This is a genomic window from Marinobacterium ramblicola, from assembly GCF_019084545.1.
Classification (GTDB): domain Bacteria; phylum Pseudomonadota; class Gammaproteobacteria; order Pseudomonadales; family Balneatricaceae; genus Marinobacterium_D; species Marinobacterium_D ramblicola.
Window position 1 is genome coordinate 1 of the sequence record NZ_JAHREP010000030.1, and the last position, 23,339, is coordinate 23,339.

General features: G+C 54.3%; 25 protein-coding genes, 1 tRNA gene and 3 pseudogenes. 23 read left to right on the forward strand and 6 right to left on the reverse strand.

The window, feature by feature from the left end:
• The 14 genes and pseudogenes from KQ940_RS19205 to KQ940_RS19270 all read left to right on the forward strand — a co-directional run.
• Window positions 1-123, forward strand: a pseudogene (locus tag KQ940_RS19205) (IS630 family transposase); the annotation flags it as partial.
• A 205-nt stretch (window positions 124-328) separates the two neighbouring features.
• The gene (locus KQ940_RS19210) at window positions 329-1,459 is read left to right on the forward strand and encodes a glycosyltransferase (protein WP_217415568.1); all 1,131 of its coding nucleotides are present in this window, start codon (window positions 329-331) and stop codon (window positions 1,457-1,459) included.
• The gene (locus tag KQ940_RS19215) at window positions 1,456-2,604 is read left to right on the forward strand and encodes a hypothetical protein (RefSeq protein WP_217415572.1); all 1,149 of its coding nucleotides are present in this window, start codon (window positions 1,456-1,458) and stop codon (window positions 2,602-2,604) included. Before KQ940_RS19210 ends, KQ940_RS19215 begins: the two co-directional genes overlap by 4 nt.
• 3 nt (window positions 2,605-2,607) lie before the next feature.
• A complete protein-coding gene (locus KQ940_RS19220; RefSeq protein ID WP_217415574.1) occupies window positions 2,608-3,321 on the forward strand; it encodes a WecB/TagA/CpsF family glycosyltransferase in 714 nt (237 codons plus the stop codon).
• A gap of 237 nt (window positions 3,322-3,558) precedes the next feature.
• Window positions 3,559-4,968, forward strand: coding sequence for a mannose-1-phosphate guanylyltransferase/mannose-6-phosphate isomerase (locus KQ940_RS19225; RefSeq protein ID WP_217415575.1), 1,410 nt, complete (start codon window positions 3,559-3,561; stop codon window positions 4,966-4,968).
• 68 nt (window positions 4,969-5,036) lie between these two features.
• Window positions 5,037-5,489: a hypothetical protein gene (locus KQ940_RS19230; protein WP_217415576.1), complete on the forward strand. Its 453-nt coding sequence runs from the start codon at window positions 5,037-5,039 to the stop codon at window positions 5,487-5,489.
• A complete protein-coding gene (locus KQ940_RS19235) occupies window positions 5,468-6,880 on the forward strand; it encodes an ImmA/IrrE family metallo-endopeptidase (RefSeq protein ID WP_217415578.1) in 1,413 nt (470 codons plus the stop codon). Before KQ940_RS19230 ends, KQ940_RS19235 begins: the two co-directional genes overlap by 22 nt.
• A gap of 111 nt (window positions 6,881-6,991) precedes the next feature.
• Window positions 6,992-7,243, forward strand: coding sequence for a type II toxin-antitoxin system ParD family antitoxin (locus KQ940_RS19240; protein ID WP_217415580.1), 252 nt, complete (start codon window positions 6,992-6,994; stop codon window positions 7,241-7,243).
• A complete protein-coding gene (locus tag KQ940_RS19245) occupies window positions 7,240-7,539 on the forward strand; it encodes a type II toxin-antitoxin system RelE/ParE family toxin (RefSeq protein ID WP_217415581.1) in 300 nt (99 codons plus the stop codon). Before KQ940_RS19240 ends, KQ940_RS19245 begins: the two co-directional genes overlap by 4 nt.
• Before the next feature lie 28 nt (window positions 7,540-7,567).
• Window positions 7,568-7,663: pseudogene (locus KQ940_RS23250) on the forward strand (mannose-1-phosphate guanylyltransferase); the annotation flags it as partial.
• A 317-nt stretch (window positions 7,664-7,980) separates the two neighbouring features.
• Window positions 7,981-8,256, forward strand: a complete 276-nt coding sequence (locus KQ940_RS19255; protein ID WP_217415582.1) for a hypothetical protein — start codon at window positions 7,981-7,983, stop codon at window positions 8,254-8,256.
• 210 nt (window positions 8,257-8,466) lie between these two features.
• Window positions 8,467-8,637 (forward strand): annotated as a pseudogene (locus KQ940_RS22820) (BrnT family toxin); the annotation flags it as partial.
• The gene (brnA, locus tag KQ940_RS19265; protein ID WP_217415583.1) at window positions 8,627-8,887 is read left to right on the forward strand and encodes a type II toxin-antitoxin system BrnA family antitoxin; all 261 of its coding nucleotides are present in this window, start codon (window positions 8,627-8,629) and stop codon (window positions 8,885-8,887) included. The pseudogene KQ940_RS22820 and the gene brnA, both read left to right, overlap by 11 nt.
• A gap of 66 nt (window positions 8,888-8,953) precedes the next feature.
• On the forward strand, window positions 8,954-9,340 hold the full coding sequence (locus KQ940_RS19270) for a hypothetical protein (RefSeq protein ID WP_217415584.1): 387 nt from the start codon (window positions 8,954-8,956) through the stop codon (window positions 9,338-9,340).
• Here KQ940_RS19270 and KQ940_RS19275 read toward each other — a convergent pair.
• Window positions 9,307-10,653: an O-antigen ligase family protein gene (locus tag KQ940_RS19275; RefSeq protein WP_217415585.1), complete on the reverse strand. Its 1,347-nt coding sequence runs from the start codon at window positions 10,651-10,653 to the stop codon at window positions 9,307-9,309. The genes KQ940_RS19270 and KQ940_RS19275 overlap by 34 nt on opposite strands.
• A 273-nt stretch (window positions 10,654-10,926) precedes the next feature.
• On the opposite strand from KQ940_RS19275, the gene KQ940_RS19280 reads away from it, so the two are divergent.
• The 9 genes from KQ940_RS19280 (at window position 10,927) to KQ940_RS19320 (ending at window position 18,038) form a co-directional block, all read left to right on the forward strand.
• Window positions 10,927-11,424 (forward strand): hypothetical protein, encoded by a 498-nt coding sequence (locus KQ940_RS19280; protein ID WP_217415586.1) that lies wholly within the window; start codon window positions 10,927-10,929, stop codon window positions 11,422-11,424.
• Window positions 11,425-11,507: 83 nt separating this feature from the next.
• On the forward strand, window positions 11,508-12,686 hold the full coding sequence (locus KQ940_RS19285) for an outer membrane beta-barrel protein (RefSeq protein WP_217415588.1): 1,179 nt from the start codon (window positions 11,508-11,510) through the stop codon (window positions 12,684-12,686).
• 80 nt (window positions 12,687-12,766) lie between these two features.
• Complete coding sequence (locus KQ940_RS19290; RefSeq protein WP_217415589.1) at window positions 12,767-13,309, forward strand: polysaccharide biosynthesis/export family protein; 543 nt, start codon at window positions 12,767-12,769, stop codon at window positions 13,307-13,309.
• A 2-nt stretch (window positions 13,310-13,311) separates the two neighbouring features.
• On the forward strand, window positions 13,312-15,552 hold the full coding sequence (locus tag KQ940_RS19295) for a GumC family protein (protein ID WP_217415592.1): 2,241 nt from the start codon (window positions 13,312-13,314) through the stop codon (window positions 15,550-15,552).
• Window positions 15,553-15,557: 5 nt separating this feature from the next.
• Window positions 15,558-16,289 (forward strand): tyrosine-protein phosphatase, encoded by a 732-nt coding sequence (locus KQ940_RS19300; protein WP_246590201.1) that lies wholly within the window; start codon window positions 15,558-15,560, stop codon window positions 16,287-16,289.
• Entirely contained in the window at window positions 16,289-17,005 is a 717-nt protein-coding gene (locus KQ940_RS19305; protein ID WP_217415593.1) for a hypothetical protein, read from the forward strand. Before KQ940_RS19300 ends, KQ940_RS19305 begins: the two co-directional genes overlap by 1 nt.
• 71 nt (window positions 17,006-17,076) lie before the next feature.
• Window positions 17,077-17,364: an SWIM zinc finger family protein gene (locus KQ940_RS19310; protein WP_217415594.1), complete on the forward strand. Its 288-nt coding sequence runs from the start codon at window positions 17,077-17,079 to the stop codon at window positions 17,362-17,364.
• 148 nt (window positions 17,365-17,512) lie between these two features.
• The gene (locus KQ940_RS19315) at window positions 17,513-17,776 is read left to right on the forward strand and encodes a type II toxin-antitoxin system Phd/YefM family antitoxin (RefSeq protein WP_217415596.1); all 264 of its coding nucleotides are present in this window, start codon (window positions 17,513-17,515) and stop codon (window positions 17,774-17,776) included.
• Complete coding sequence (locus KQ940_RS19320; RefSeq protein ID WP_217415597.1) at window positions 17,763-18,038, forward strand: Txe/YoeB family addiction module toxin; 276 nt, start codon at window positions 17,763-17,765, stop codon at window positions 18,036-18,038. The genes KQ940_RS19315 and KQ940_RS19320 overlap by 14 nt, the downstream gene beginning before the upstream one ends.
• 197 nt (window positions 18,039-18,235) lie before the next feature.
• Here the strand turns inward: KQ940_RS19320 and KQ940_RS19325 are convergent.
• The 5 genes from KQ940_RS19325 to rpsU form a co-directional block, all read right to left on the reverse strand.
• Window positions 18,236-18,312 (reverse strand) — tRNA-Ile (locus KQ940_RS19325).
• Between the two features lie 87 nt (window positions 18,313-18,399).
• Window positions 18,400-20,259: an RNA polymerase sigma factor RpoD gene (rpoD, locus tag KQ940_RS19330; protein WP_217415598.1), complete on the reverse strand. Its 1,860-nt coding sequence runs from the start codon at window positions 20,257-20,259 to the stop codon at window positions 18,400-18,402.
• 206 nt (window positions 20,260-20,465) lie between these two features.
• Complete coding sequence (gene dnaG, locus KQ940_RS19335) at window positions 20,466-22,400, reverse strand: DNA primase (RefSeq protein ID WP_217415602.1); 1,935 nt, start codon at window positions 22,398-22,400, stop codon at window positions 20,466-20,468.
• A 36-nt stretch (window positions 22,401-22,436) separates the two neighbouring features.
• Window positions 22,437-22,895: a GatB/YqeY domain-containing protein gene (locus tag KQ940_RS19340; RefSeq protein WP_217415603.1), complete on the reverse strand. Its 459-nt coding sequence runs from the start codon at window positions 22,893-22,895 to the stop codon at window positions 22,437-22,439.
• An 83-nt stretch (window positions 22,896-22,978) separates the two neighbouring features.
• Entirely contained in the window at window positions 22,979-23,194 is a 216-nt protein-coding gene (gene rpsU / locus KQ940_RS19345; RefSeq protein ID WP_217415604.1) for a 30S ribosomal protein S21, read from the reverse strand.
• Window positions 23,195-23,339: the final 145 nt, after the last annotated feature.

Consider the following 23,339-nt stretch of genomic DNA (forward strand, 5'->3'; position numbering starts at 1 on the left):
CAACTGGTTGAGAACAAGGATCATATGAAGCGGTTGGCCATGAGCGCATTGCGTAGCATCCAGAAGCTGCCGAACCTAGTCCGATCATTTTTCAGGCAACCCGAATGCCAGTATATTGTTTGATGACATTATTTTCCGAAATGTTAGTAGCTTAGAGGATTAGTACTGGATAAAAACAGAAGTCTATAATCGCTCGAGCTGGCGCAAGTGGTTGTTGGTACGGTATTTAAAGAGATGGGCTCCACTTATAAAAAGAAGCCTCTTGTTTTTCTATAAGAGTTTGATCAGTTTTTATATGCTTTTTGGCATTTTTTATAATAGGTAAAGAATGAAGATAGGAGTTTTCATTAACTGTCATGTTGGGCATGGCGGTGCTGAAAGAAGGTTTGCGAGAGCTGTTTCTCAATTGAGTGAAATAGATAATGAAGTCTACCTGATTTCAAATAAAGAAACGGCTGGTGTTTTATTAAAGAAAGGTTATATCTCAGAATCCACAAATAAATTAACCTTTTCTGGAGGTGTTTTAAAACATGGTTTATTTTATAAATGTTATCATTTTTTAAATTTTTATAAATTGTTTATTCTGTGCTTGAAAAAAGACATAAAGCACATACATTATCCTGTTGATCCATCTATATATTCGTTTCTCCACTTTTTGTTTTTTAGGTTTTTAGGAGTTGGATACTCCGTATCTATTGTTGATTCTAGCCGTACAGATAGGAAAGATTTTGGAATTGTTAGATGGCTTATATGGTATTATTCTATTAAGTATGCTAAAGGAGTTGATTTTTTATCAGAAGGTATAAAAAAGAACATGGAGAAGGTTTTTCATCTTCAAATTTATAATGGTTCTAAAGTAATCAGTGTTTCGCCGTGTTCATTTACAAATTACCAAGATGGTAAGTATTCAGAAGATAAAGAATACGATCTGGTGATGATGAGTAGACTTCATGAGAAAAAAGGGCACTTTCTTTTCTTGGATGCACTTAAATATATAGAGAAAGAGGGGCGTGCATCGGAAATTGGACGCGTGGGTATATTTGGTAGTGGAAAACTTGAAAAGGATATATTGAAAAAGATAGCGGAACTTGAAGAAATTAAAGTTGAACTTTCGTACACGGATAATCCGTTTGAAATTCTATCAAAAACAAAAATCTTATTATCGCTTCAGGACGATGAAAATTACCCTTCGCAATCTATCTTAGAGGCTTATTCATGTGGCGCTAAGGTTATAGTGACTAATGTAGGGGAAAGTTACAAAGTTGTATGTCCAGGATATGGGGCGTTAGTTGAAAAAAGGCCAGATGTACTAGGGGATTCTATACTTTATGAGCTTGAGTCTTTCGACAGAATAGGAGCTGATAAGATTTATAATGTGGTTAGGAGTTATTTAATTAAGCATCATAGTATAGACCGTTTTGTAAATTATTTCTCGATCTTTCTTAAGAGTCAAATATGATGCGTATTCAAGCTTGTAGTAAGTTTTTTTTAATGGATCGCTATGAGTTGCCTTTTTTGGTTTTTGTTTTTATTGGTGTTCTTAGTTTTTTTCTTGATAATTTTTATTTTCAATACGCCACCCTGATATTTGAAATTTCTTTTATTTATGTTTTTATTTTTTCTATCAATTCAAAAATTGAAAGAGAATATAGATTAGTATTTATTATTTTATTGTTCTATTTGGTATTGTCATTTATTTATGTGGTGTTGTATAGGGAAGTTAATTTCCTTGATTTCGCGTTATCCTATAAGTCTTATTATTACTTGATGTTGCTTGTTGTTATTGCGGGAAAGGTTAGGATATCACCAACTAGGCTTGATAATTTTATTAGTATTTTGCTTTGGATTTTTTTTATAAAGTATCTTGTTATGAGGCTGGTATTTGATTATGCTAGACCCATTTTGTTTACCGAAAATAATTTTGAGCTTATATTTTTGTTATTGATTTTTTTCTTCAATAGTGTGTCAAATGGTAAAAGGGACTACTTTTCATTTATTATTCTTTTTTTAATATTTTTACTTTCTGGGTCTCGTTCTTCCATGGCGGCACTTTGTCTGCTTCTACCTTTTATGACTATGAGGAAAATTGACTCAAAAATAATATTTTCACTTGTTATATTGTTTTTTGCTTTTCTTGGACTTTTTTTTGTATTTGTAGATCGTCTTGATGGGAACTCTTTGAGTTCAATTGATAGAGTTAAGTTTTACTATCTATTTCTATATGAGATTAGAGACTGGGGTATTTATAACTACCTGTTTGGCTCAGAGCGTATTACCTCACTAAGTAATTATACGTGCTCTGTTTTGTCATTTTATGAAAAGTTGTTTAGCTATAGTGGTGATGGTACATGTTATTCAGTAATTCTACACTCTTTTATTTTGAGGGTTGTTTTTGATCATGGAATTTTAATGTCATTTTTTCTAGGTTTTATTTACTTTAGAATCTTAATCAAGGCAGGTTATGAAAAAATGGACGCTTTAAGCGTTATTGGTGTGATAGTGATAACATCTCTTTCTGTTTCATCGCTTAATAATGCATATGTCGCTATGGCTATAGTCGTTGGGGTCGCTGTTTCTCCCCTCAGGGAAAAGCAACTGTCTTAAAGGATGATTTTTTACGAATTGGTTGTAAGTTTTATGATATTTGAAAAAATAAAAATATTTGATGGATTTATGAAGGCGGGTATCTACACTTTCGTTAATCCCTACTCATATCTAAAAATTAGAAATTATGCTCGAGTTGATAAAATTGATTCTATTATGGTCGATGGTATTGTCGCCGTAATCATATTTAAGTTGTTGGGTTTTAAGTGTAAACGACAGAGTTTTGATATGACATCATTAGCTCCTATGGTTTTTAAATGGGCTTCAGAAGAAAATAAAAAAATAGCGTTAATTGGAGCTCAAATAGGGGTGGCCGAGAAAGCAGCACAATTTTTTATCGGTCAGTATCCGGCCGCTAATTTTACCTATATCAGGGATGGCTATTTTAAAAATGATGCTGAGTTTTCCGAATGTGCCAGGTATCTGTCTGCACACGTTAAGCCTGATATAGTTATTGTTGGGATGGGGGCTCCGCTTCAAGAAGAATTTCTTGTTGAACTTAAAAGCTTGGGTTGGCAAGGTCTAGGTTTCACATGTGGTGGATTTCTGCATCAAACAGCATGTAAAGGGATTAAATACTATCCTGATACGATTAATAAACTAAATCTTAGGTGGGTGTACAGGATGTATGATGAGCCTAAGCTTATAAAGAGATACGTTTTTGATTATCCGAAGTTTTTTTTCTTTGTGGTGTATGATCTTTTAAAGAAAAAATAATTCATTTTATATGATAAAATTCTCTTAATTGAAATTGAAGTTAAAATGTTATTTCTTTAGTGGTTATTTTTTTTAATTAATTTTTGAATTTATTATATCTATTTTGATATCTTGATTTTTAAGTAGTGATAATTAATCAATTTTTTTATAATTGATTGTAAGGAATGAAAAATTATTAGGGATGCTATTAAAAGTGAATTTAAGGGTCTTGACCATGGCTCCGAAACTAAACTGTATATGATATATCCGATACTCATGGCCGGCGGCAACGGTTCCCGCCTTTGGCCCATGTCAACGGAGTCGGTTCCCAAGCAGTTCCTGCCTCTGGCGGATGCAAAGCTTACGATGTTGCAGGCCACGCTGGATCGGCTTTCCGGTTTGGAGGTCGCGCTACCGCGCCTTATCTGTAACGAGCAGCACCGCTTTCTGGCGGCCGAGCAGTTACGGCAGTTGGGGATGGAGCAGGCCAATATCCTGCTCGAACCGGTCGGCCGCAACACCGCTCCGGCCATTGCACTGGCCGCGTTACAAGCCGTAGAACAGGCAGATGATTCGGTGCTTCTGGTGCTGGCTGCCGACCACCTGATCCGCGATATAGACGCCTTTCACCGCAGTATCCAGGTGGCATTGCCCCAGGCCAAGGCGGGCAAGCTGGTCACCTTCGGTATCGTACCCACCCATGCGGAAACCGGCTACGGCTATATCGAGCAGGGCGACGCCCTGTCTGAGGCCGGCTTTGCGGTAAGTCGCTTTGTCGAGAAGCCGGATGAGGCAACGGCGCAGGCGTATCTGGAAAGCGGCCGCTACCTGTGGAACAGCGGTATGTTCATGTTCAAGGCCGGTCGCTACCTGGAGGAGCTGGGGCGCTTCCGGCCCGATATCCTTGAGGCCTGTCGCGCATCACTGGTCAACGCCAGTCAGGACATGACCTTTACCCGTGTGGATGCGGAGGCCTTCGCCGCCTGCCCGGATGAGTCCGTCGACTATGCAGTGATGGAAAACACGGCGGATGCCGTGGTGGTGCCGCTGGATGCGGGCTGGAGCGATATCGGTGCCTGGTCGGCGCTGTGGGATGTCTGCGACAAGGATGCGGATGGCAATGTATTGAAGGGCGATGTGCTGAGCCACTCCTCGCGTAACAGCTATGTGCATGCCGATAGCCGTCTGGTGGCGACAGTCGGTGTCGAAAACCTGGTCATAGTGGAAACCAAGGATGCGGTGCTGGTTGCGCACAAGGACAGGGTGCAGGATGTGAAGAAGGTGGTCGAACGGCTCAAGTCGGAAGGGCGTTGTGAGCATCTGAACCACCGTGAAGTCTATCGCCCCTGGGGTGTCTATGACTCCATCGACAATGGCCTGCGCTATCAGGTGAAGCGCATCACCGTGAAACCGGGCGCGAAGCTGTCGGTGCAGAAACACCACCACCGTGCCGAGCACTGGATCGTGGTCAGCGGTACCGCCAGGGTGACCAATGGCGACAAGACCTATCTGGTGACCGAAAATCAGTCCACATATATCCCGGTGGGGCAGGTGCATGCGCTTGAGAACCCGGGTGTCATTCCGCTGGAGCTGATCGAGGTGCAATCCGGCTCCTATCTGGGAGAGGACGATATCGTGCGGCTGGAAGACAAGTATGGACGGGCGTGATTAGCGGGGGCGCTCGTTGGAACTGGATGTCATGATGACGTTGCTCATTTTAGTTGGGTGGTTTGGATGTGAAGACAGGAATGTCGACCGGGAATGAAAGCTGCGATAATGCCGAAGAACCTTCTCCTGTAACAGAATGGAAGTATGAGCGGGGAGAGGGGCGTTTTAAGCACCGCTGGTGCCATGATCATGCCGGCTTTGTTCCAAGCAGAAATGGCGCAGTAGGTAAGTGTCCGAAAAGTATTGATGAGGCGTTGGCCACGGAGATTCTAAATCGAGGTGTGCCATACTACGACAGCCCTGATGATATGTGGCCGGCAAAGATTTATACGGTTTACCAGGGCGTTATCTACGAGGCCGTGCCGACGATGCCCGGCGTGTCTTGGCATGGCTATCCATGGCGAGGCGATTTAAAAGGTCGCGCGCCTATCCCCAGGAAGATTCAGCGAAAACTGAAAGAGATCGCGATGCAGTCCGGTCATATCAGCGAGTATGAGCAATGGCTAAAAAATTACGGCTAGGAAGTGATAACGGAATACTCCTTCAGCTCGAGCCTGTCGATAAACGGGGCAAGGGGGCCGACTTGGCGTGGGGCGGTGGTTTGTTGCTGCTCGAAGGAAGGCCGGTGTTGTCGGGCGAGAACGGTGAGCCGATAGAGTGGACCTGGATCGACCTGCTTGAGTGGCTGGCGCGGCATTGGGCGGCCTTGTTGCTGGAGCAGTCTTTCCCGTTTTCGCTGCCGACCACCGGTATTTCGACGCTTTGGAGGGATCTTGAACAGCGTTGGGAGGATATGGCCGAAGAGCGGGTTGAAGATGAAGAGGAGGAGGCATGTCGTTTTATGGCGCGGCATGATCTGTCTTCTGCCTTCAAGGGTATTTTCTTTCCTGGTGTTTATTTAATGAGAACGGGCCAGAGGGTGGAGGTGACGGCTGCTGACTCGGGGGGCGTTGTGCATATGCCCTTGCCTCGGGTGGTGGCCGACCTTGAAAGCATCGGCAATGGTCTGGCGGAACTGGTAGCGGTATCGTCGCAGGGACGAGGATACGAGGCGGCAAGGCAGTGGTACGGACGGCAGGCGGAGATCGAACGGCATGCATTGCCGATGTTGACGGGGTTGTCGAGGTCCAGCCTTGACTCTTTCGGGGGCAATGACGCGCATTTTTGGGAATATGACCCGCAGTGCCCGTTGCAGGATACGGAGTTGATGGCGGCAGCTCGGATGACGAGTGGCGTGCTGTCATTCGAGGGGCAACAGCGCCTGTTGGATAGGCTTCGTAATATCCCCAAAGGCGAAACGCCCGAACTGGACGAATTGTCGCAGTCCATAGATCAGGATTTCAAGGAGATCGGTCGGCCTTATGATCAAGGCTATTGGGCCGCCATCTGGTTACGTCGACGGTTGGGGCTTCAGGATCAGGTTGCTGTGGATCCCGCTCAGCTCCTGAGGCATTGGGGAGTGGGCCTATATGATATGGAACTGGACGATACAGCGTTAGATGCACTTGCGTGCTGGGGGCCACACCATGGGCCGGCGATTCTGCTCAACGCTCTGGCTGCGCCATCGCAGGCGTATCGGAAGAACTCGACGCTTGCTCATGAAATCTGTCATCTGCTTTTGGACAGGAGTGCCACACTGCCCGTTGCTGAGGTGCTTAACGGCCATGCGCCTGAACGCCTGGAGAAAAGAGCACGCGCATTTGCAGCGGAGCTGCTTTTACCGAGGCGAACGGCTGCAGCTGTCGCGAGGGACGCTTCATCAATACAGCAGAGTGTTAATAGCTTGTCTACTACCTATAACGTCAGTGAAGAGCTGGCTTCTTGGCAGGTCATCAATTCCGACCTCTATGCCGCGCTGAATGAGGAGGAGAAAGGCTGGCTTCAAAGCCGTGGTGATAGGGCTGGACACTGATCGATTTATATTCCGGCCAGCCAGGTGCATGCACTTGAGCACCCGCTAATAGATCGCTTATTGGCAATGTTTGCCAATATATGGCTATACTTCGCCTAGGAGGATTCATATATGGCAACCATGAATATTTCACTACCGAATGAAATGAAGTGCTGGGTTGAGGAGCAGACTCTTACCGGCCGTTACAGTAATAGCAGTGACTATGTGCGTGATCTGATTCGACGCGATCAAGATCGTTCGTCCAAAGTTGCGCAGCTTCAGTTGCTGATTACAGAAGGGCTGGAGAGTGGTGTTGGTGAACAATCGATGTCAGATCTTAAGGAGCAGGCCCTAAGGTTGCTGGCCAAGGGCCAAGGGCAGTGAGCTACAGGCTTAGCCAGAAGGCTGCAGAGGATATCGTCAACATCTTCATTGCTGGAGCTCAGCGGTTTGGGTTGGATCAGGCGGAACGGTATCATGATCGTCTGGTACGGCTTTTCGATTTCTTGGCGGAGAATCCCGCAGCAGGACGTCAGCGATTCGAGCTCACACCACCGGTCCGGATTTATCCGGTTGAAGCGCACTTGATTATCTATATGGTTGATACGAAGGGCGATATATTGATCATTCGTGTGCGTCATGCGCACGAAGATTGGCTTGGTGAAGGCGTTGGCGAATGAGAGCAAAAAGGGGACAGATCCCTTTTCCGGCGTGATTCCGCTCGAGCTGATCGAGGTGCAGTCCGGTTCGTACCTGGGCGAGGACGATATCGTGCGGTTTGAGGATAAGTACGGGCGGGCGTGATGGGGGAACCTGGGGTACTTGGTTGAGCAATCTTTACGCACCCGTTCGCAAGTTACTTGCTGCGGATGAAGTCGATGCGTTCGATTGCGGCCAGGCAGCGTTAGATCAGTTCCTACAGCGTTATGCGCTCGTCAATCAGAAGGCGAACAGCGCGCAGACGTATGTCTGCTGCCAAGGAGGCGTAGTGGTTGGCTTTTACAGTCTTGCCGTTGGCAGCGTCGATCCAGCTACCACGCCGTCAAGAGTGATGCCCTGTGTGTCAACCTAAGCCTGAGCCAACTGATTTTGAGATAACGCTGAAGAAACTCTGCACCTTTTTGAGCCGTAAGCAGGGTGCGGCAGTCGCCGGTCGCACTCGAGATCTGATAAAGCTACGCATCACCGAACTATCCGGTAATCCACATGTGGCGCCTATCAGCGAGCGTTTGGCTGGGCTCGGCTTCGCTGATTACCGGCAATTGCTGATCGATCAGCACAACCTGGTGTATTACCGGCTGGATGAAGAGGCGGGAAAAGTTGTTTTATTGGCGGTTATGGATAGTCGTCAGAGTATTGAACAGCTGCTTTACGAAACAACGATCATCCTCGAGTAAGCGGCCCGATATTCGTGATCCACTTGCCCGAGTCGGATGAGCTTTGGCCGTATCAGCGATGCACAAGGTTTGGATGATTAGATTGTAGGATGAGTAAAAAAGGAATAATTTATACTCATGGTTCGTTTTGAGTTTGATGAAGAAAAAAGCAAGGCTAACCTGGATAAGCACGGGATCGATTTTTATGGGGCTTAGGCGTTATGGAAAGATCCTGACCTGCTGGAGATTCGGGCGAAATCAGAGGTTGAGAGCCGGTTTCTTGTCATCGGGCGGATTGATGAAAAGCACTGGTCTGCGGTTATCACCTACAGAGGCGAGAGTATCCGGTTGATCTCTGTAAGACGGTCCCGAGATAAAGAGGTAGCGCTATATGAAAGCTAAAGAGTTCGACAGGGCATTTGATGATGGGGTGGAAGACATTGTTGATGAGCTTGATCTCTCGAGTGCTCGCCGCGTCAATCAAGAGCAAAAGCGTATTAATGTCGATTTTCCAGCATGGGTCGTTGACTCGCTGGATAGGGAGGCTGCGCGTATAGGTGTTACCCGGCAGTCGATCATCAAAGTTTGGCTGGTAGAGCGGTTGCAAGCCGAAGCTGCGCACAAGTTTCCCAAGGATGAGCGTGGCGGCTGATGTGAGTCCGTCATTGTAAATAGGCGTCAAGCGCTACTGATTGAACCAGTAACTAAGGACCGTCGAGTGACGCCAGCGTCTTCAGCAAAATCCGCACTATTCCTGCAACTGCCATTCTGGTGTGCATTGGCAGCGCTGCTTTACGGTCTATTAAGGCCGCAATCACCACCAGACCTGTTCTACCAGTCCGATAAGTGGCTGCACCTGCTGGCATTTGCGGCATTGGCCGTGTGTGCCCGTGTCGCATTTCATTTTTTCTCTACCGGGATGCTCTGGGGAACGTTGCTCTTAACGGCACCCGGCCTGGAGCTGCTGCAGCATCTGCTTCAGCCGCACAGAACGTTCAGCCTGTACGATGCGTTGGCTAACCTGACCGGTGTCATTCTCGGCGCGGCTATGTGTTGGGTATTTCAACGCGGCTATGCCTCTCGTGCACGCGTCTTGCGGTGGTGACCGGCAAGCACCGCAATGGCCGCTGCGGTGACGAAGGTGGCCGCGTTGGCCGGGATCTGCAGGTTGAAGTCGGTGGCCGAGTGGATCAGTATCCCCAGTATCGCCATCGAGGCGCCGAAGCCGATGCCGCTACGATACCAGGATTCCCGGTGCCAGAGCGCTTTCAGCGCCTGTCGTAGCGCACCGATGACGAACAGGCCGAGGATGAGCCAGCCGATCACGCCGTACTCGATGGCGAACTGCAGGTAGTCGTTATGGGTTTCTTTGAAGTATAGCGGGATATCCGGCCCGGGATAGGATTGAAAACTGGCGCCGAAGCTGCCGGCACCGAAACCGGTAATCGGTCGGTCGGTGAACTGCTCCCAGGCGTATTCGAACACATCGAGTCTTAGCTCGTTTTTACCGGCCACGACCTGGCCCTCCTCGACCAGGTTTTCGACCCGGGTGTTGATCAGCCGATCCTTCAGGCGATCGAGGCCGAAGAACTGGCTGATCACCAGCACGTCGATCAGGATCAGGCTGGCCAGGATCAGGCTGTTGCGCACGCGGTGCTCTTTGTTCAGCAGCACGAAAATACCCCCGATGACCAGCAGCGAGGCGAAGAAGGCGGTGTTACCCATGCGCGAGCGGGTCATCACCAGGGCGATCACCATGATCACCAGCGCCAGACGCAGCCGGGCCTTCGGCCCCATCAACATCTCCAGCAGGTTACGCCAGCGCAACGGCGCACCGTCGCGCAGCGCCATCAGCAGACCGATGCCCAGCCCCAGCGTCATCACCAGGTAGCCGGCCAGGTGGTTGCGGTTGACATAGGTGCCGGTGGCCACCCCGCGATAGTGCTGCTTGGGCTCGAACAGCAGCCACTCGAGGCCGGACAGCGTCATCAGGGTGCCATGGAACGCTTGTAGAGTTCCGCTGACCACCAGCACGCTGACCAGCAGTGTCAGCCGCTTGCGGGTATGAAACAGGCCGACGATCAGGATAAACAGGAAACTGTAGCCAAGCCCGAGCATCAGGTTCTGCAGGGTGGTGCCGGCATCGGCGGTGATGCCCAGCACCCACTGCAGCGCCACCCATACCTGGGTGGCCAGCAGCAGCATAAACAGGGGCAGGGCGGGCCTCAGTGCGCGGTTGTGTGTGCCGGTTTTGCTTAGCTGAGTCGCTGCCCAGCAGCCGGTCAGCAGCGTAGCGACAAGACAGAACAGCGCTTTGGCCCAATCGCTGTTGCTGCCGCTGGGTAACGGCAGCCAGACCAGGAGCGCCAGGGTGGCAAGGATCAGGATCGTCTCGATGGGGGAACGTGCCTGGCTCATCTGTTTAACTGCTCCCGGGTTTTGGTCGTGGGTTAAAAGTTTTGCTGCTGCGGCCGATGCATATCGAGAACCCGGTCGGTAGTTGATTGCCACGACGACGCGTCAGCGGTATAAAAATCGGGTTGTTGGCTGGTCATTTGGGCGACAAGCTCATAAAATCAGCGGATTATACGTTGTACGGTGTTGTCGTTGCACCGCAAAAAGGATTTTTAGGGATCATCGGGCTTATGGCCTGCCTTCCACGCTGGAAAGCAAAATTTAGGGGAAGTTATCATGCGTAAAACTCTTTCTGCTCTATCTATGGCGGTTGCGCTGGCATCCGGTTCTGTAATGGCCGACGAAGCCACGCTGAATGCGCTGAAAGCGGCAGGCGTACAGATGTCGCCGGATATCGAAGCACAGGTGCTGGCAGCTGAAGGTGCAATGATCGCCGATGCTATTGCCGCTGTTGTTTCATCTCTGGGTGACAATGCCGAGGCCATCGCTGCGGCGGTAGGGGCTGCGATAAGCGCTTCTCCGGATCCGGATCAGACAGGGGCTATCGTTGCTGCCGCCGTGATAGCTGCGCCGACCTATGCCGCCGCTATCAAGGCGGCAGCAACAAACGCCGCACCACCGACCCTGAGAGACTCGATTAGCGCCCTCGTCTATACTATCGTTGGCGATGTCGATAGCGACTCATCCGACTCTACCACCACGACTACCACCACTACCTCCTCTGTTCCGAGTGGTTCCAGCGGTAGCGGTAGCTCCGCCAGCCCGGCCGGCTGATTATCAGGATGCATCGTGCAACCTTGCTCTGTAATAAAGAGCAGGGCTGATCTGAATGGAATAGACAGAAAGGGCTTTTCGCCATGCGTAAAATTTTTACTCCGAATTCTCTGAGTCTCGCCGTCGTGTTTGCGGCAGGTGGTCTCGCAGCCAGCGGTAATGCACTGGCAATCGAAGCGGCATCGATGGATCTGGGCGGCGTTCAGTTCACACCGACGCTGGAAGTGTCCGAGCGTTACGACGACAACTTCCGTGAAGTCGGCAGCGATGAAGACTCCTCCTGGATCACCAGCATCAGCCCGACTTTCGTGCTGGCGGCCAAGGATCGCGTGAACCTGTACTCGCTGACCTACTCTTTGAACAGCGAGACCTACCACGACAGCCGCAACGACGACAATGTCGACCATCATCTTGATCTGGATTCGCACATGGAGTTCAGCTCCCGCAGCCGTCTGGATCTGAATGCAGGCTATGACCGGATTGAACAGACTGCCGATACCGAAATCGACGGCGTGAACGACAAGTTCCACACCTACAACATCGGCGGTGTGTACGGATACGGTGCCAAGTCTGCGACCATGCAGCTGGATTTTGGTGCCAACCATGAGTGGAAGCGCTACGACAACAAGGGCAGTTTGAACGACGATCAGGAGCGCGACACCACCAGCCTGTCGGCTACCGCCTACTACCGTGTGGCTCCGAAAACCCGTGCGTTGGCCGAAGTGCGCTACAGCGACTACGACTACGTGCTGAGCAGCTCGACCCTGGACAGCGATTCCACGGCCTACCTGCTGGGTGTGACCTGGGATGCCACCGCCAAGACCAGCGGTACCGCCAAGTTCGGTTGGAGCACCAAGGAGTTTGACGACTCCTCCAAGGGCGATGCGGATCAGAGTATGTGGGAAGTGGGCGTCACCTGGGCTCCACGCACCTACTCCTCTTTCACGCTGGAAACCCGCCGAGGCCTTGAAGAGGGCTCCGAAGGTGCCGAAAACTATATCGATACTACCAGCACCAGTGTGAACTGGAACCACAAGTGGTCCTCGTTCGTCTCCTCCGATCTCAACTACGCCTTCATCAACGAAGATTATGAGAACGAGCGTGAAGACGAGACCAACCGTGTTGGCGCCGGCCTGACCTACGAACTGCGTCGCTGGATGAGCGTCGGTGTTGGCTACCAGTACAAGGATGTGGACTCCAACGTTTCCGGCGAGTCTTACGACCGCAACCAGTATCAGGTTACCCTGACGATGGGACTCTAATCGCAGCCGAACCGGCTGCCGATGGAAAGGGGGGCATGTCCCCCCTTTTTGTCGTAAAGATGTTTTGAGGCAAAGCCAAGATGATTCAGCGTGCTATGACGCGATTGCTACTCCTCCTTTCTCTGATTCTCTGCTCCGCAACCGGCTGGGCCGCCGGCGATAGCCAATATCGTCTGGGCTCCGGCGATGTCATCAGCATCAACGTGTTCGGCGAAGAGGATCTCAGCTTCGAGCAGATCCGCATGACCGATGCGGGCACCTTCTCCTACCCCTTCATGGGTGAGGTGCGTGCCCTGGGGCTGACCGCCGCGGAGGTGGAGCAGCGCATTATCAAGGGACTGAAAGGTGACTACCTGATCGACCCGAAGGTATCGGTGAGTATCCTTGAATACCGCGATTTCTTCGTCAACGGCGAGGTCAAGGAGCCGGGCGGCTACCCGTTCAAGCCTGGGCTGACGCTGCGTAAGGCGGTGGCACTGGCGGGCGGATTTACCGAGCGCGCGTCGAAAAGCAAGATGTCGATCATCCGCGAGCAGGGCAGCGACAAGCGCACCTTCACTGCCGATCTGGATACTCGCGTCATGCCGGGCGACATCATCACTATCGAGCAGAGCTTCTTCTGATTATGGAAACAGGTTTCAATCAACAGGAACGCGCGTCACTGGCGCAACGCATCGCGGATGATGAGATCGATCTGTTGCAGCTGTGGCAGACCATCTGGCGCCGCAAGTGGAGCATTATCACGCTGACGCTGGTGGTGATGATGCTGGCGGCGCTGGTCGTGCTGAGCATCACCCCGATCTACAAGGGCGTATCGACCCTGCTGATCGAGCAGAAGGCGGCCAAGGCGGTATCGATCGAGGCTGTTTACGGACTGGAGGGCGCCAGCAACGAGTATCTGCAGACCCAGTTCGAACTGCTTAAGTCACGCGAGCTGGCCGAGCGTGTGGTGCGCGAGCTGAATCTGACCACTCACCCTGAACTGGATCCCCGACAGCGGCCCGAGCCGCTGATCGATATCAGGGGGATGATCAAGTCATTCGATATCCGTAAGTGGTTACCGATTGCCACACCGCTGGATTTCGAGGCCTCCGAGGCGTTGACCGAGGCGCAGATCTTTGATCAGGTGGTACTGGCGTTTATCGAACGCACCACCATTTCACCGGTGATGAAGACCCAGCTGGTCAAGGTCGAGATCGAGATGGCCGATGCGCACCTGGCGGCACAGGCGGCCAATGCCTTGGCTAACGCCTATATCGAGAGCCAGCTGGAAGCCAAGCTGGATATGACCCAGACGGCGACCAACTGGATGAACGAGCGTCTGTCGACGCTGAAAACCAAGCTGCAGGAGTCGGAGCGTAATCTGCAGGCGTTCCGCGAAGCTGAAAATCTGGTGGATCTGGAGGGGGTTACCACCGTGGCCGGTGGCGAGCTGTCCCAGACCGGGGATCGTCTGATCGATGCCCGCCGCAGCCGCGCTGAGGCGGAGAGCCAGTATCGTCAGGTTGCTTCGATGAAAAACGGTGGCTGGGAGCGTTTGGCTACGGTTCCCGCGGTGCTGAGCAACCCGCTGGTGCAGCAGTTCAAGGCGGAGGAGGGGCGTGCCCGCTCCAAGGTGCAGGAGCTGTCCCGCCGCTACGGACCCAAGCATCCGAAGATGATCTCGGCCAATACCGAGCTGAACGCCGCGAGTACCAACCTGCGTTCTCAGGTGGAGCAGGTGGTCGCCTCCATTGAGCGTGAATACCAGCTGGCTACTGCCAACGAGCGCTCGCTGCAGAGCTCCTTCAACCAGAACAAGGAGCAGATTCAGGATATCAAGCGCAAGGAGTTCAAGCTGCGCGAACTGCAGCGTGAGGTGGAGACCAACCGCTCGCTCTACGACACCTTCATGACCCGCCTGAAGGAGACCTCGGCCACCTCCGACTTCGAGGCCGTCAACGCCCGTATCGTCGACCGGGCCGTGGTGCCTGAGGATCCGATCAAACCGAAGAAATCGCTGATCGTCGCCATCGCCGGCCTGCTGGCGATGATGGCGGGTGTCGGTATGGCCCTGCTGCTCGATTTCCTCAACAACACCTTCAAGAGCACCGAGGATGTCGAAAACAAACTCAACCTGCCGGTGCTCGGCATCCTGCCGATGCTCAAGGGCAAGCAGCGCAACGATGTGGCGCGCATGGTGCTGAACGATGGCGACAAGGCGTTTACCGAGTCGATCCGCACCATCCGTACCGGTGTCGTGCTCTCCGGTCTGGATAACCCGCACAAGGTGCTGGTGGTGACCTCGTCGATTCCGGGCGAGGGCAAGAGCTCGGTGTCGGCCAACCTGGCCTTCGCCATGGCGCAGATGGAGAAGGTGCTGCTGATCGACGCCGATATGCGCCGCCCAACCGTGGCCAAGAACTTCGAGTTCCCGGTGGGGACGCCGGGGCTGGCCAATCTGGTAGCCGGTACCGCCAAGCTGGAGGAGTGCATCAAGTCGGTGGAGGGTAATCTGGATATCATCTCCGCCGGCACCGTGCCGCCCAACCCGCTTGAGCTGCTCTCGTCCCAGCGCTTTGCCAAGGCGCTGCAGGTGCTGGAGAGCCGCTATGACCGTATCATCATCGACTCGCCGCCGACCCAGGCGGTCAGCGATGCGCTGGTGCTGTCGACCTATGCCAACGCCTTGATCTACGTGATCAAGTCCGAGTCGACCGCGATCCCGCTGGCCAAGCGCGGTGTCGGCCAACTGCTGCAGAACAACGCTCCGGTGACCGGCGTGGTGTTGAACCAGGTCGATATCAAGAAGGCGAAGAAGTACGGCTACAGCTACGGCGGTTACTACGACTACTACGGCTACAGCGGTTCGGCCAAGGAGGCGTAACCTCAATGGGAATGGTGGACCTGCACAACCATCTGCTGCCCGGCATCGATGACGGGGCGGAAGACCTGGCCAAGTCGCTGGAGCTGGCGCGTATTGCCGTCGACGATGGCATTACGCACCTGGTGTGCACGCCCCACATCCACCCCGGTCGCTATGACAACTCGCCGGCCACCATCGCACCTGCTCTCGAAAGCTTCCGTCAGGGGCTGAGCGAGCAGGGGATCCCGTTAAAAGTCTCCGCCGCGGCCGAAGTTCGTTTCGGCCTGGAGCTGATGGAGGGCATCGCCCGGCAGGCGCTGCCCTTCCTCGGCGAGTGGCAGGGGCGCAAGGTGTTGCTGCTGGAGTTCCCCCATGGCGAGATTCCCTTCGGCGCCGAGCGCCTGACCCAGTGGCTGATCGACCGTCAGGTGCTGCCGATGATTGCGCACCCGGAGCGTAACAAGGCGCTGATGAAAACCCCCTCCAAGCTCAAGCCGTTTATCGCCCAGGGCTGCCTGATGCAGGTGACGGCGGCGTCGGTGGCGGGGCGCTTTGGCGACTCAGCCCAGCAGCTTGCCCAGCAGCTGCTGGAGGAGAATCGGGTCACGATCCTGGCCACCGACGCGCACAATGTCGAGCATCGTCCACCGCGGCTGCGTGAGGGCGTGCAGGCGGCGGCTGCACTGATTGGCGATAAAAAAGCCGCCGAGCTGGTGACCCACAACCCCTGGTCCATTGCACAGGTGCATTTCAGCTGATGTCGTCCGCTCGCTCCTCCGTCGAGATACCTTGGCGCAAGCCGCTTTGCGGTCTCCTGCTTGTTGTGTGTCTGCCGATGCTCTATCTGTCGGCCACCTCCTTCATGTCAGGTGTTTCCTCCTCCCAGGCGGAGATGTTTTTGCGCTACTGGGGCGAGAAGCGCGAGCAGCCGTCGGATCCTGCCTGGCTGGCGGCAGCGGCTGCCGCCGAGCGTGCGGTCAGTGTTGGGCCGGGCACCAATGGCGACTACTGGGATCGTCTGGGGCGTATCTACGAGTGGCGATACATAAATGAGCCTTTTGGCTCGGAATTGGCCGATGCCAGCCGCGAGCGAGCGCTCGAAGGCTACCGGGCTTCAGTAGAGGCGCGTCCCCTGTGGCCGCATACCTGGGTGCAGCTGGCATTCGTCAAGCTGCGCTTGCTGGAGTTCGATGACGAGTTCGACCGGGCGTTGGTGCAGGCCTTCACGCTTGGCCCCTGGCGGATGAATGTGCAGGCGCAACTGGCCGAGATCGGCATGATCGCCTGGCCGCAGCTGACCCCCGAGCAGAAAGCAGCGACCTGGGAGTCGATGGAGCGCACGCTGCGCTACTCATCGCAACGTGCTCGCCCGCTGCAGGATCTGGCCAAACGCGCGGGTCTCTACAATGAGCTGTGCGCCGCCGTCGATCCGGCACTGCTGGCGCAGCGCAAGTGGTGTAACGGCGTTATCTGATGCCTTAATCACGCCTCAGTCTCAAGGTAATCTGCCGCATACTGGTATTCACCACAACCGACATTGAAGAGATGGCCGGTGGGCCAACCTATGATCGGGGGCACCGTTATTTCAAACAGGGCCGTGTGCAACTTATCAGCAGGGATGTCGATGACAACCCGGTGCTGGCCAGAGTCATCGGTTCGGGGAGAAGTCTCTATTCAGTCGAGATCTCGAGAGATAAAACCGGGCTTTACGGGGAGTGTAGCTGCCCGGTAGGGTTCGATTGCAAGCATGCGGCCGCCACCGCGCTGGCCTGGCTGGAGCATTGCGGGGCGGTGACGCGGGGCGGGGTATCGAAGTTGATCAATACGAAGTGATGTTTGCGGTAGTGAACACTTGTTGACGGCCAACATCTACGTGCTTAGACTTTGTACAAATCTTTGTACGTCGATGCTGATGCAGGGTGGCGGCTCGAAGTAGTTGGATCTGATAAGCGTTTGGCGTAGGTGAGTTGGAGAAGTAACAATGAACGTCATTTCGTATAGTGATGCTCGCGCCAGTTTAAAGGCGGTGATGGACAGCGTGTGCGATTCGCACGAACCGGCGATTGTGACTCGGCAGAAAGGGGAAGCGGTTGTGGTCATGGCGAAGGCAGACTACGACAGCGTGATGGAAACCCTCTATCTGCTGAGCAGCCCGGCAAACGCGCAGCGTCTTATGGAATCTGTTAACCGGATCAAAGCCGGTCAGGCTCAGGAGAGAGAGCTGATCAAGGATGACTCAGAGTAATACGTTATCGCTGAAATTTGATGATAACGCTTGGGAGGACTATCTGTTCTGGCAGAAGGCCGACAGGCAGACGCTGAAGCGAATCAACGAGTTGATCAAAAGTGCCCGGCGCACACCCTTTGAAGGTATCGGCAAGCCCGAGGCTTTGAAAGCCGATCTGGCCGGTTTCTGGTCCCGCCGGATTGACCGGGAGCACCGGCTGGTGTACACGGTCGAAGATGACACACTGGTGATTGCAGCCTGCCGCTATCACTATCAATAAGGGGCTTGGGTCCCTTTCTTTTTGAACGGGCGTACCGCAGATCGATCAGTAAGGGGAGGGCTTTGCCTTTCAGGTGGCAAGACTGCAAATTTTTCAGGGGCACGGAATCGACAGGGTTGCGATCGATGAGGCGATTATCGAAGTCGCCTGCAGGCTCGAACTTCTGCTGACTGCAGAGCGGTTCATAGCGAGAGACTTGGTGGGCCCAGCAGGACTTGAACCTGCGACCAACGGATTATGAGTCCGCTGCTCTGACCAACTGAGCTATAGGCCCTAAGAGGAGCGCCAATGATACCGGTGCGGTAACATTGGCGCAATAGTTTGAATTGGAAGGCTTTTACTCGGCTTCCTATTCTGCTTTTTACTCGTCGAGGAAGCTGCGCAGGTGATCAGAGCGGCTCGGGTGACGCAGTTTGCGCAGGGCCTTGGCTTCGATCTGACGGATACGCTCGCGGGTAACGTCGAACTGCTTGCCGACCTCTTCCAGCGTGTGGTCGGTATTCATGTCGATACCGAAGCGCATGCGCAGGACCTTGGCTTCACGCGCGGTCAGGCCGGCCAGAACCTCTTTGGTCGCTTCACGCAGGCCTTCACCGGTAGCGGTGTCGATCGGCGAGGAGAGGGTGGTGTCCTCGATGAAATCGCCCAGGCTCGAGTCTTCGTCGTCGCCGATCGGGGTTTCCATCGAGATCGGCTCCTTGGCGATCTTCAGCACCTTGCGGATCTTGTCTTCCGGCATATCCATGCGCTCGGCCAGCTCTTCCGGCAGCGGCTCGCGGCCCATCTCCTGCAGCATCTGGCGGGAGATACGGTTGAGCTTGTTGATCGTCTCGATCATGTGCACCGGGATACGGATGGTGCGCGCCTGGTCGGCGATGGAGCGGGTGATCGCCTGACGGATCCACCAGGTGGCATAAGTTGAGAACTTGTAGCCACGACGGTATTCGAACTTGTCCACCGCTTTCATCAGGCCGATGTTGCCCTCCTGGATCAGGTCCAGGAACTGCAGGCCGCGGTTGGTGTACTTCTTGGCGATGGAGATAACCAGACGCAGGTTGGCCTCGACCATCTCTTTCTTGGCGCGACGTGCACGGGCCTCACCGATCGACATGCGACGGTTGACCTCTTTGATGTCGGACAGCGAGATGCCCACCTCCTCTTCGATCTGGATCAGGCGGCGCTGGGCACGCTTGAGATCGCCGAGGTTGTCTTCGATATAGGGTGCGTAACCCGCACCGGAGGCGACCAGATCGTCGAACCAGGTGGCGTTGGTTTCATTGCCGGGGAACTTCTGGATGAAGTCCTTGCGCGGCATATGCGCACGCTGGGTACAGATGCGCATGATGGTGCGCTCCTGCTGGCGAATGCGGTCGATATAGTCGCGCACGCGCTCGACCAGCAGGTCGTAGTAGCGCGGGGACAGTTTGATCGGCGAGAAGGCAAGACCGAGGGACTGCTGCGCTTCGGATATGGCTGCCCCATTGCCGGCCTTGATGGCGGCGCTGAGCTGCTCGAAAGCGTCCCGCAGCAGACCAAAGCGCAGGCGGGCCTCTTCCGGATCCGGACCGCGATCCTTGTCGTCGCTGTCGGAGTCGCTGCTGTCGCCGTCTTCCTCCTCGTCTTCCTCCTCGTCTTCGTCGTCATCCGAGTCGTCGTCTTCGTCGAGGTCGAGCGGAGCGTCGCTCTCCTCTTCAGGTGCTTCGGAATCGGGGTCGATGTAGCCGCTGAAGATGTCGCTGAGGCGACCCTCTTCCTGCAGTGCAGTGGTGTAGGCATCAAGGATGGTATCGACGCTGCCGGGGAACTGCGCCAGGGCCATCATCACTTCGCGGATGCCCTCTTCGATCCGCTTGGCGATATCGATCTCGCCTTCGCGGGTCAGCAGTTCGACGGTACCCATTTCACGCATGTACATGCGCACCGGGTCGGTGGTGCGTCCGGCATCGGACTCGACAGCGGCCAGGGCGGCGACGGCGTCGTCGTCGGTCTCTTCGCTGGAGTCGCCGTCGGTCATCAGCAGGGTTTCTGCGTCAGGGGCTTCTTCCGACACGGAGATACCCATGTCGTTGATCATGCGGATAATGTCTTCGACCTGATCCGGATCGGCGATATCTTCAGGCAGGTGATCGTTCACCTCTGCGTAGGTGAGGTATCCCTGCTCCTTGCCGCGGGCGATCAGTTCTTTTAAACGTGACTGCTGCTGTTGGGAGTTATCCGACATAGAACCCCTGTGAAGAGTGAATGCTGAGAGATGACTGATGGCAGTGTGGAATCAAGCGCGACATTATAGCGATTTTGCCAGCCCGTGACCAGTTGAACTGTGGAAGTTGTTGTCGTTGATAGGTGAATAATAGAACAGTTTCGCCAGATTGCAGCTGTTCGTGCTGTTTGTTGTCGGCGACAGGTTTATGGCTGTCGGGAAACGCGCTAGGGGTTGGCCGAGCCGATCAGCAGAGCCTGCAGTTGAGCCTTCTCTTCCGCGGTCAGCGGCGTCTGGCGCTGTTTTTTCATCAGCTCGTCGATGCGCGCCTCTGAGTGGCGGCTGAGCAGGCGCTGCATGGTTTCGCCAAGTAGCTTGCCGGCATCCACATCGCCCAGTACCGGGTCCAGATGGGCGATCTCGTTGAGCAGCATCAGTTGCGCCTGGTGAGCGGGATCCTGCTGCCAGTCGACCACCAGGGTACCCAGCGAGGCGCCGGGGGTGCGTTGCAGGTAGTCCAGCAGGTCGGTCAGCAGTTCGATATTGGGTTCCTGCAGCCCCTTGAGCAGGACGGCTTCCGGCTGGGTCGGGGCCAGCTCCGGACGGTGCAGCAGGATGGAGACGGCGCTGCTGACCAGGTTGATCTTCAGCTTTTTAGCGCCCTTGGGCTTTGCTTGGCGCGGCTGTGTATAACTCTGCGGCGGCTGTTCATCCGCATAGCCTGGGTAGTCAGGCTCGGCGTCGTAGTTGTGGCCGTAGCCGTAGTCGTACTCCTCCGCTTGCGGCATCGCTTCACGTGTGGGGCGCGGGCGTTGGCTCGGTGCGGCGGGAGCAGCAGGTGCCGGCTCGGTGGCGCGGTGCAGGTCGATCACGCTGTTGAGCTGCTCCAGCGAGAGGCCGGTGATCTCGCAGATCCGGTCCATCATCATCTGCTGCAGCAGGCTGGGTTGCATCGACTGGATCAGCGGCAGCGCCTGGTTGCTGAAACGGGCGCGGCCGTCCATGCTCGCCAGATCGGCCCCTTCCGACAGGGCCTTGAAGAAGAACTCGCTCAGCGGCAGCGCCTCTTTGACCCGCTGGGAGAACGCTGCTTCACCCTCCTGGCGGACCAGGGTGTCAGGGTCCTCGCCCTCGGGCAGAAACAGGAAGCGGGCCTGCTGACCGTCCTTGATTACCGGCAGTGTGGTATCGAGCGCGCGTTTCGCCGCATTGCGTCCGGCGTTGTCGCCATCGAAGCAGAAGATCACCTCGGGTACCAGTTTGAACAGCCGCTCCAGATGAGATGCGGTGGTCGCGGTACCGAGTGTGGCCACCGACCAGGTGATGCCGTGCTGGGCCAGGCTGACTACATCCATGTAGCCCTCGACGATCAGTAGTCGGTCCAGCGACGGGATGTGCTGACGCGCCTCGTACAGTCCGTACAGCTCGCGGCCCTTGTGGAAGGTATCGGTCTCGGGGGAGTTCAGGTATTTGGGTTTGTCATCGCCCAGCACCCGGCCGCCGAAGCCGATGGTGCGCCCACGCATATCCAGGATCGGGAACATGATGCGATCGCGGAAACGGTCGTAGTAACGGTGGCGCTCCTCGTTGTGGATCGCCAGCCCCGACTTCTCCAGCTGGTTTTCCGCGTCTTCCAGCGAGCCCAGGTGGTTGAGCAGGTTGTCCCAGCCCGGCGGTGCATAGCCGATCTGGAAGCGGGCGGCGATCTGGCCGGTCAAGCCGCGCTTCTTCAGGTAATCGACGGCACGCTGGCGCTGCTCGTGGCTGCGCAACTGCTGCTGGTAAAACTGGTTGGCCTGCTCCAGTACCGAAAACTGGCTTTTGATCTGCTTCTCGCGGGCCAGGTCCGCCGGGCGGTCGTTCTCGCGCGGCACCTCCATCCCCACCAATCGGGCCAGCTCGTCAACCGCTTCGGGAAAGCTGAGCCGATCGTGCTCCATGACAAAACCAAGGGCGTTGCCGCCGGCGCCGCAGCCGAAACAGTAGTAGAACTGCTTGTCGGGGCTCACCGAGAAGGAGGGGGATTTTTCCTTGTGGAAAGGGCAGAGTGCGGAGTAGTTCTTGCCGGTACGCTTGAGCTTGATGCGGCTGTCGACCACGTCAACGATATTGACGCGCGCAAGCAGGTCATCGATGAAGTGCTGTGGGATTCGCCCGGCCATAGAACCTCGCTGTCGACTGGCAGCGAGAGCTTAGCGTCAGAGCTTCGCTTTTACCAGCTTGCTTTTTACCAGATTGGAAAGCACGCCCATATCGGCGCGACCCTGAATCTTGGGTTTGACTATGCCCATCACCTTGCCCATGTCGGCCATGGAACTGGCGCCGGTGCTGGCGATGGCATCATCGAGAATTGCGTTGATCTCTTCATCACTGAGAGGCTGCGGCAGGAAAGTTTTAATCACCTCCAGCTCCTGCTGCTCCTTGTCCGCCAGCTCTGGGCGCTCAGCCGCCAGATACTGGGCAATCGAATCGCGGCGCTGCTTGACCATCTTGTCCAGCACCTGCAGTACCCGGGCATCGTCGAGCTCAATACGCTCATCCACTTCGATGCGTTTGATATCGGCCAGGATCAGACGGATAGTGCCGAGGCGAGCCTTGTCTTTGGCGCGCATGGCGTCTTTCATCTGTTCGGTAATCTGCGCTTTGAGGTCAGACATGCCTATCCTGCCGTTCTAACGTCGGGTATCGATTACAAGTATTGCTAATCTGCTTCAGCTATTACTGTTGCTGAAGCAGATGATCAGTACAGGCGTACGCGGCGAGCGTTTTCGCGCTGAACTTTCTTGGCGTGACGCTTAACAGCTGCAGCAGCTGCGCGCTTACGCATGGTGGTCGGCTTTTCGTAGCACTCACGACGACGGACTTCAGCCAGAATACCGGCTTTTTCGCAGGAACGCTTGAAACGACGCAGAGCTACGTCAAACGGCTCGTTATCTTTAACTTTAACTGCAGGCATTGATCTCTCACCTTAGTTTTGGGTTTGGGTTTCGCTTATTTATCCTTTCAGCTTGCCTGTTAAGCTTAGCCTAGAGAATAAGGCCGCAAATTTTAGTCAGGCTGGCTGCGGAAGTAAAGGAGGTTGTTCACAGCCCCCTAAGGAG

Excerpts from the sequence above, each read along its gene's own strand:
- KQ940_RS19210 (WP_217415568.1), top strand. The coding sequence starts at position 329 with ATGAAGATAGGAGTTTTCATTAACTGTCATGTTGGGCATGGCGGTGCT.
- KQ940_RS19215 (WP_217415572.1), top strand. The coding sequence starts at position 1,456 with ATGATGCGTATTCAAGCTTGTAGTAAGTTTTTTTTAATGGATCGCTAT.
- KQ940_RS19220 (WP_217415574.1), top strand. The coding sequence starts at position 2,608 with ATGATTTTTTACGAATTGGTTGTAAGTTTTATGATATTTGAAAAAATA.
- KQ940_RS19225 (WP_217415575.1), top strand. The coding sequence starts at position 3,559 with ATGATATATCCGATACTCATGGCCGGCGGCAACGGTTCCCGCCTTTGG.
- KQ940_RS19235 (WP_217415578.1), top strand. The coding sequence starts at position 5,468 with ATGGCTAAAAAATTACGGCTAGGAAGTGATAACGGAATACTCCTTCAG.
- KQ940_RS19240 (WP_217415580.1), top strand. The coding sequence starts at position 6,992 with ATGGCAACCATGAATATTTCACTACCGAATGAAATGAAGTGCTGGGTT.
- brnA (WP_217415583.1), top strand. The coding sequence starts at position 8,627 with ATGAAAGCTAAAGAGTTCGACAGGGCATTTGATGATGGGGTGGAAGAC.
- KQ940_RS19275 (WP_217415585.1), bottom strand. The coding sequence starts at position 10,653 with ATGAGCCAGGCACGTTCCCCCATCGAGACGATCCTGATCCTTGCCACC.
- KQ940_RS19280 (WP_217415586.1), top strand. The coding sequence starts at position 10,927 with ATGCGTAAAACTCTTTCTGCTCTATCTATGGCGGTTGCGCTGGCATCC.
- KQ940_RS19285 (WP_217415588.1), top strand. The coding sequence starts at position 11,508 with ATGCGTAAAATTTTTACTCCGAATTCTCTGAGTCTCGCCGTCGTGTTT.
- KQ940_RS19290 (WP_217415589.1), top strand. The coding sequence starts at position 12,767 with ATGATTCAGCGTGCTATGACGCGATTGCTACTCCTCCTTTCTCTGATT.
- KQ940_RS19295 (WP_217415592.1), top strand. The coding sequence starts at position 13,312 with ATGGAAACAGGTTTCAATCAACAGGAACGCGCGTCACTGGCGCAACGC.
- KQ940_RS19300 (WP_246590201.1), top strand. The coding sequence starts at position 15,558 with ATGGGAATGGTGGACCTGCACAACCATCTGCTGCCCGGCATCGATGAC.
- KQ940_RS19305 (WP_217415593.1), top strand. The coding sequence starts at position 16,289 with ATGTCGTCCGCTCGCTCCTCCGTCGAGATACCTTGGCGCAAGCCGCTT.
- KQ940_RS19310 (WP_217415594.1), top strand. The coding sequence starts at position 17,077 with ATGGCCGGTGGGCCAACCTATGATCGGGGGCACCGTTATTTCAAACAG.
- KQ940_RS19315 (WP_217415596.1), top strand. The coding sequence starts at position 17,513 with ATGAACGTCATTTCGTATAGTGATGCTCGCGCCAGTTTAAAGGCGGTG.
- KQ940_RS19320 (WP_217415597.1), top strand. The coding sequence starts at position 17,763 with ATGACTCAGAGTAATACGTTATCGCTGAAATTTGATGATAACGCTTGG.
- rpoD (WP_217415598.1), bottom strand. The coding sequence starts at position 20,259 with ATGTCGGATAACTCCCAACAGCAGCAGTCACGTTTAAAAGAACTGATC.
- dnaG (WP_217415602.1), bottom strand. The coding sequence starts at position 22,400 with ATGGCCGGGCGAATCCCACAGCACTTCATCGATGACCTGCTTGCGCGC.
- KQ940_RS19340 (WP_217415603.1), bottom strand. The coding sequence starts at position 22,895 with ATGTCTGACCTCAAAGCGCAGATTACCGAACAGATGAAAGACGCCATG.
- rpsU (WP_217415604.1), bottom strand. The coding sequence starts at position 23,194 with ATGCCTGCAGTTAAAGTTAAAGATAACGAGCCGTTTGACGTAGCTCTG.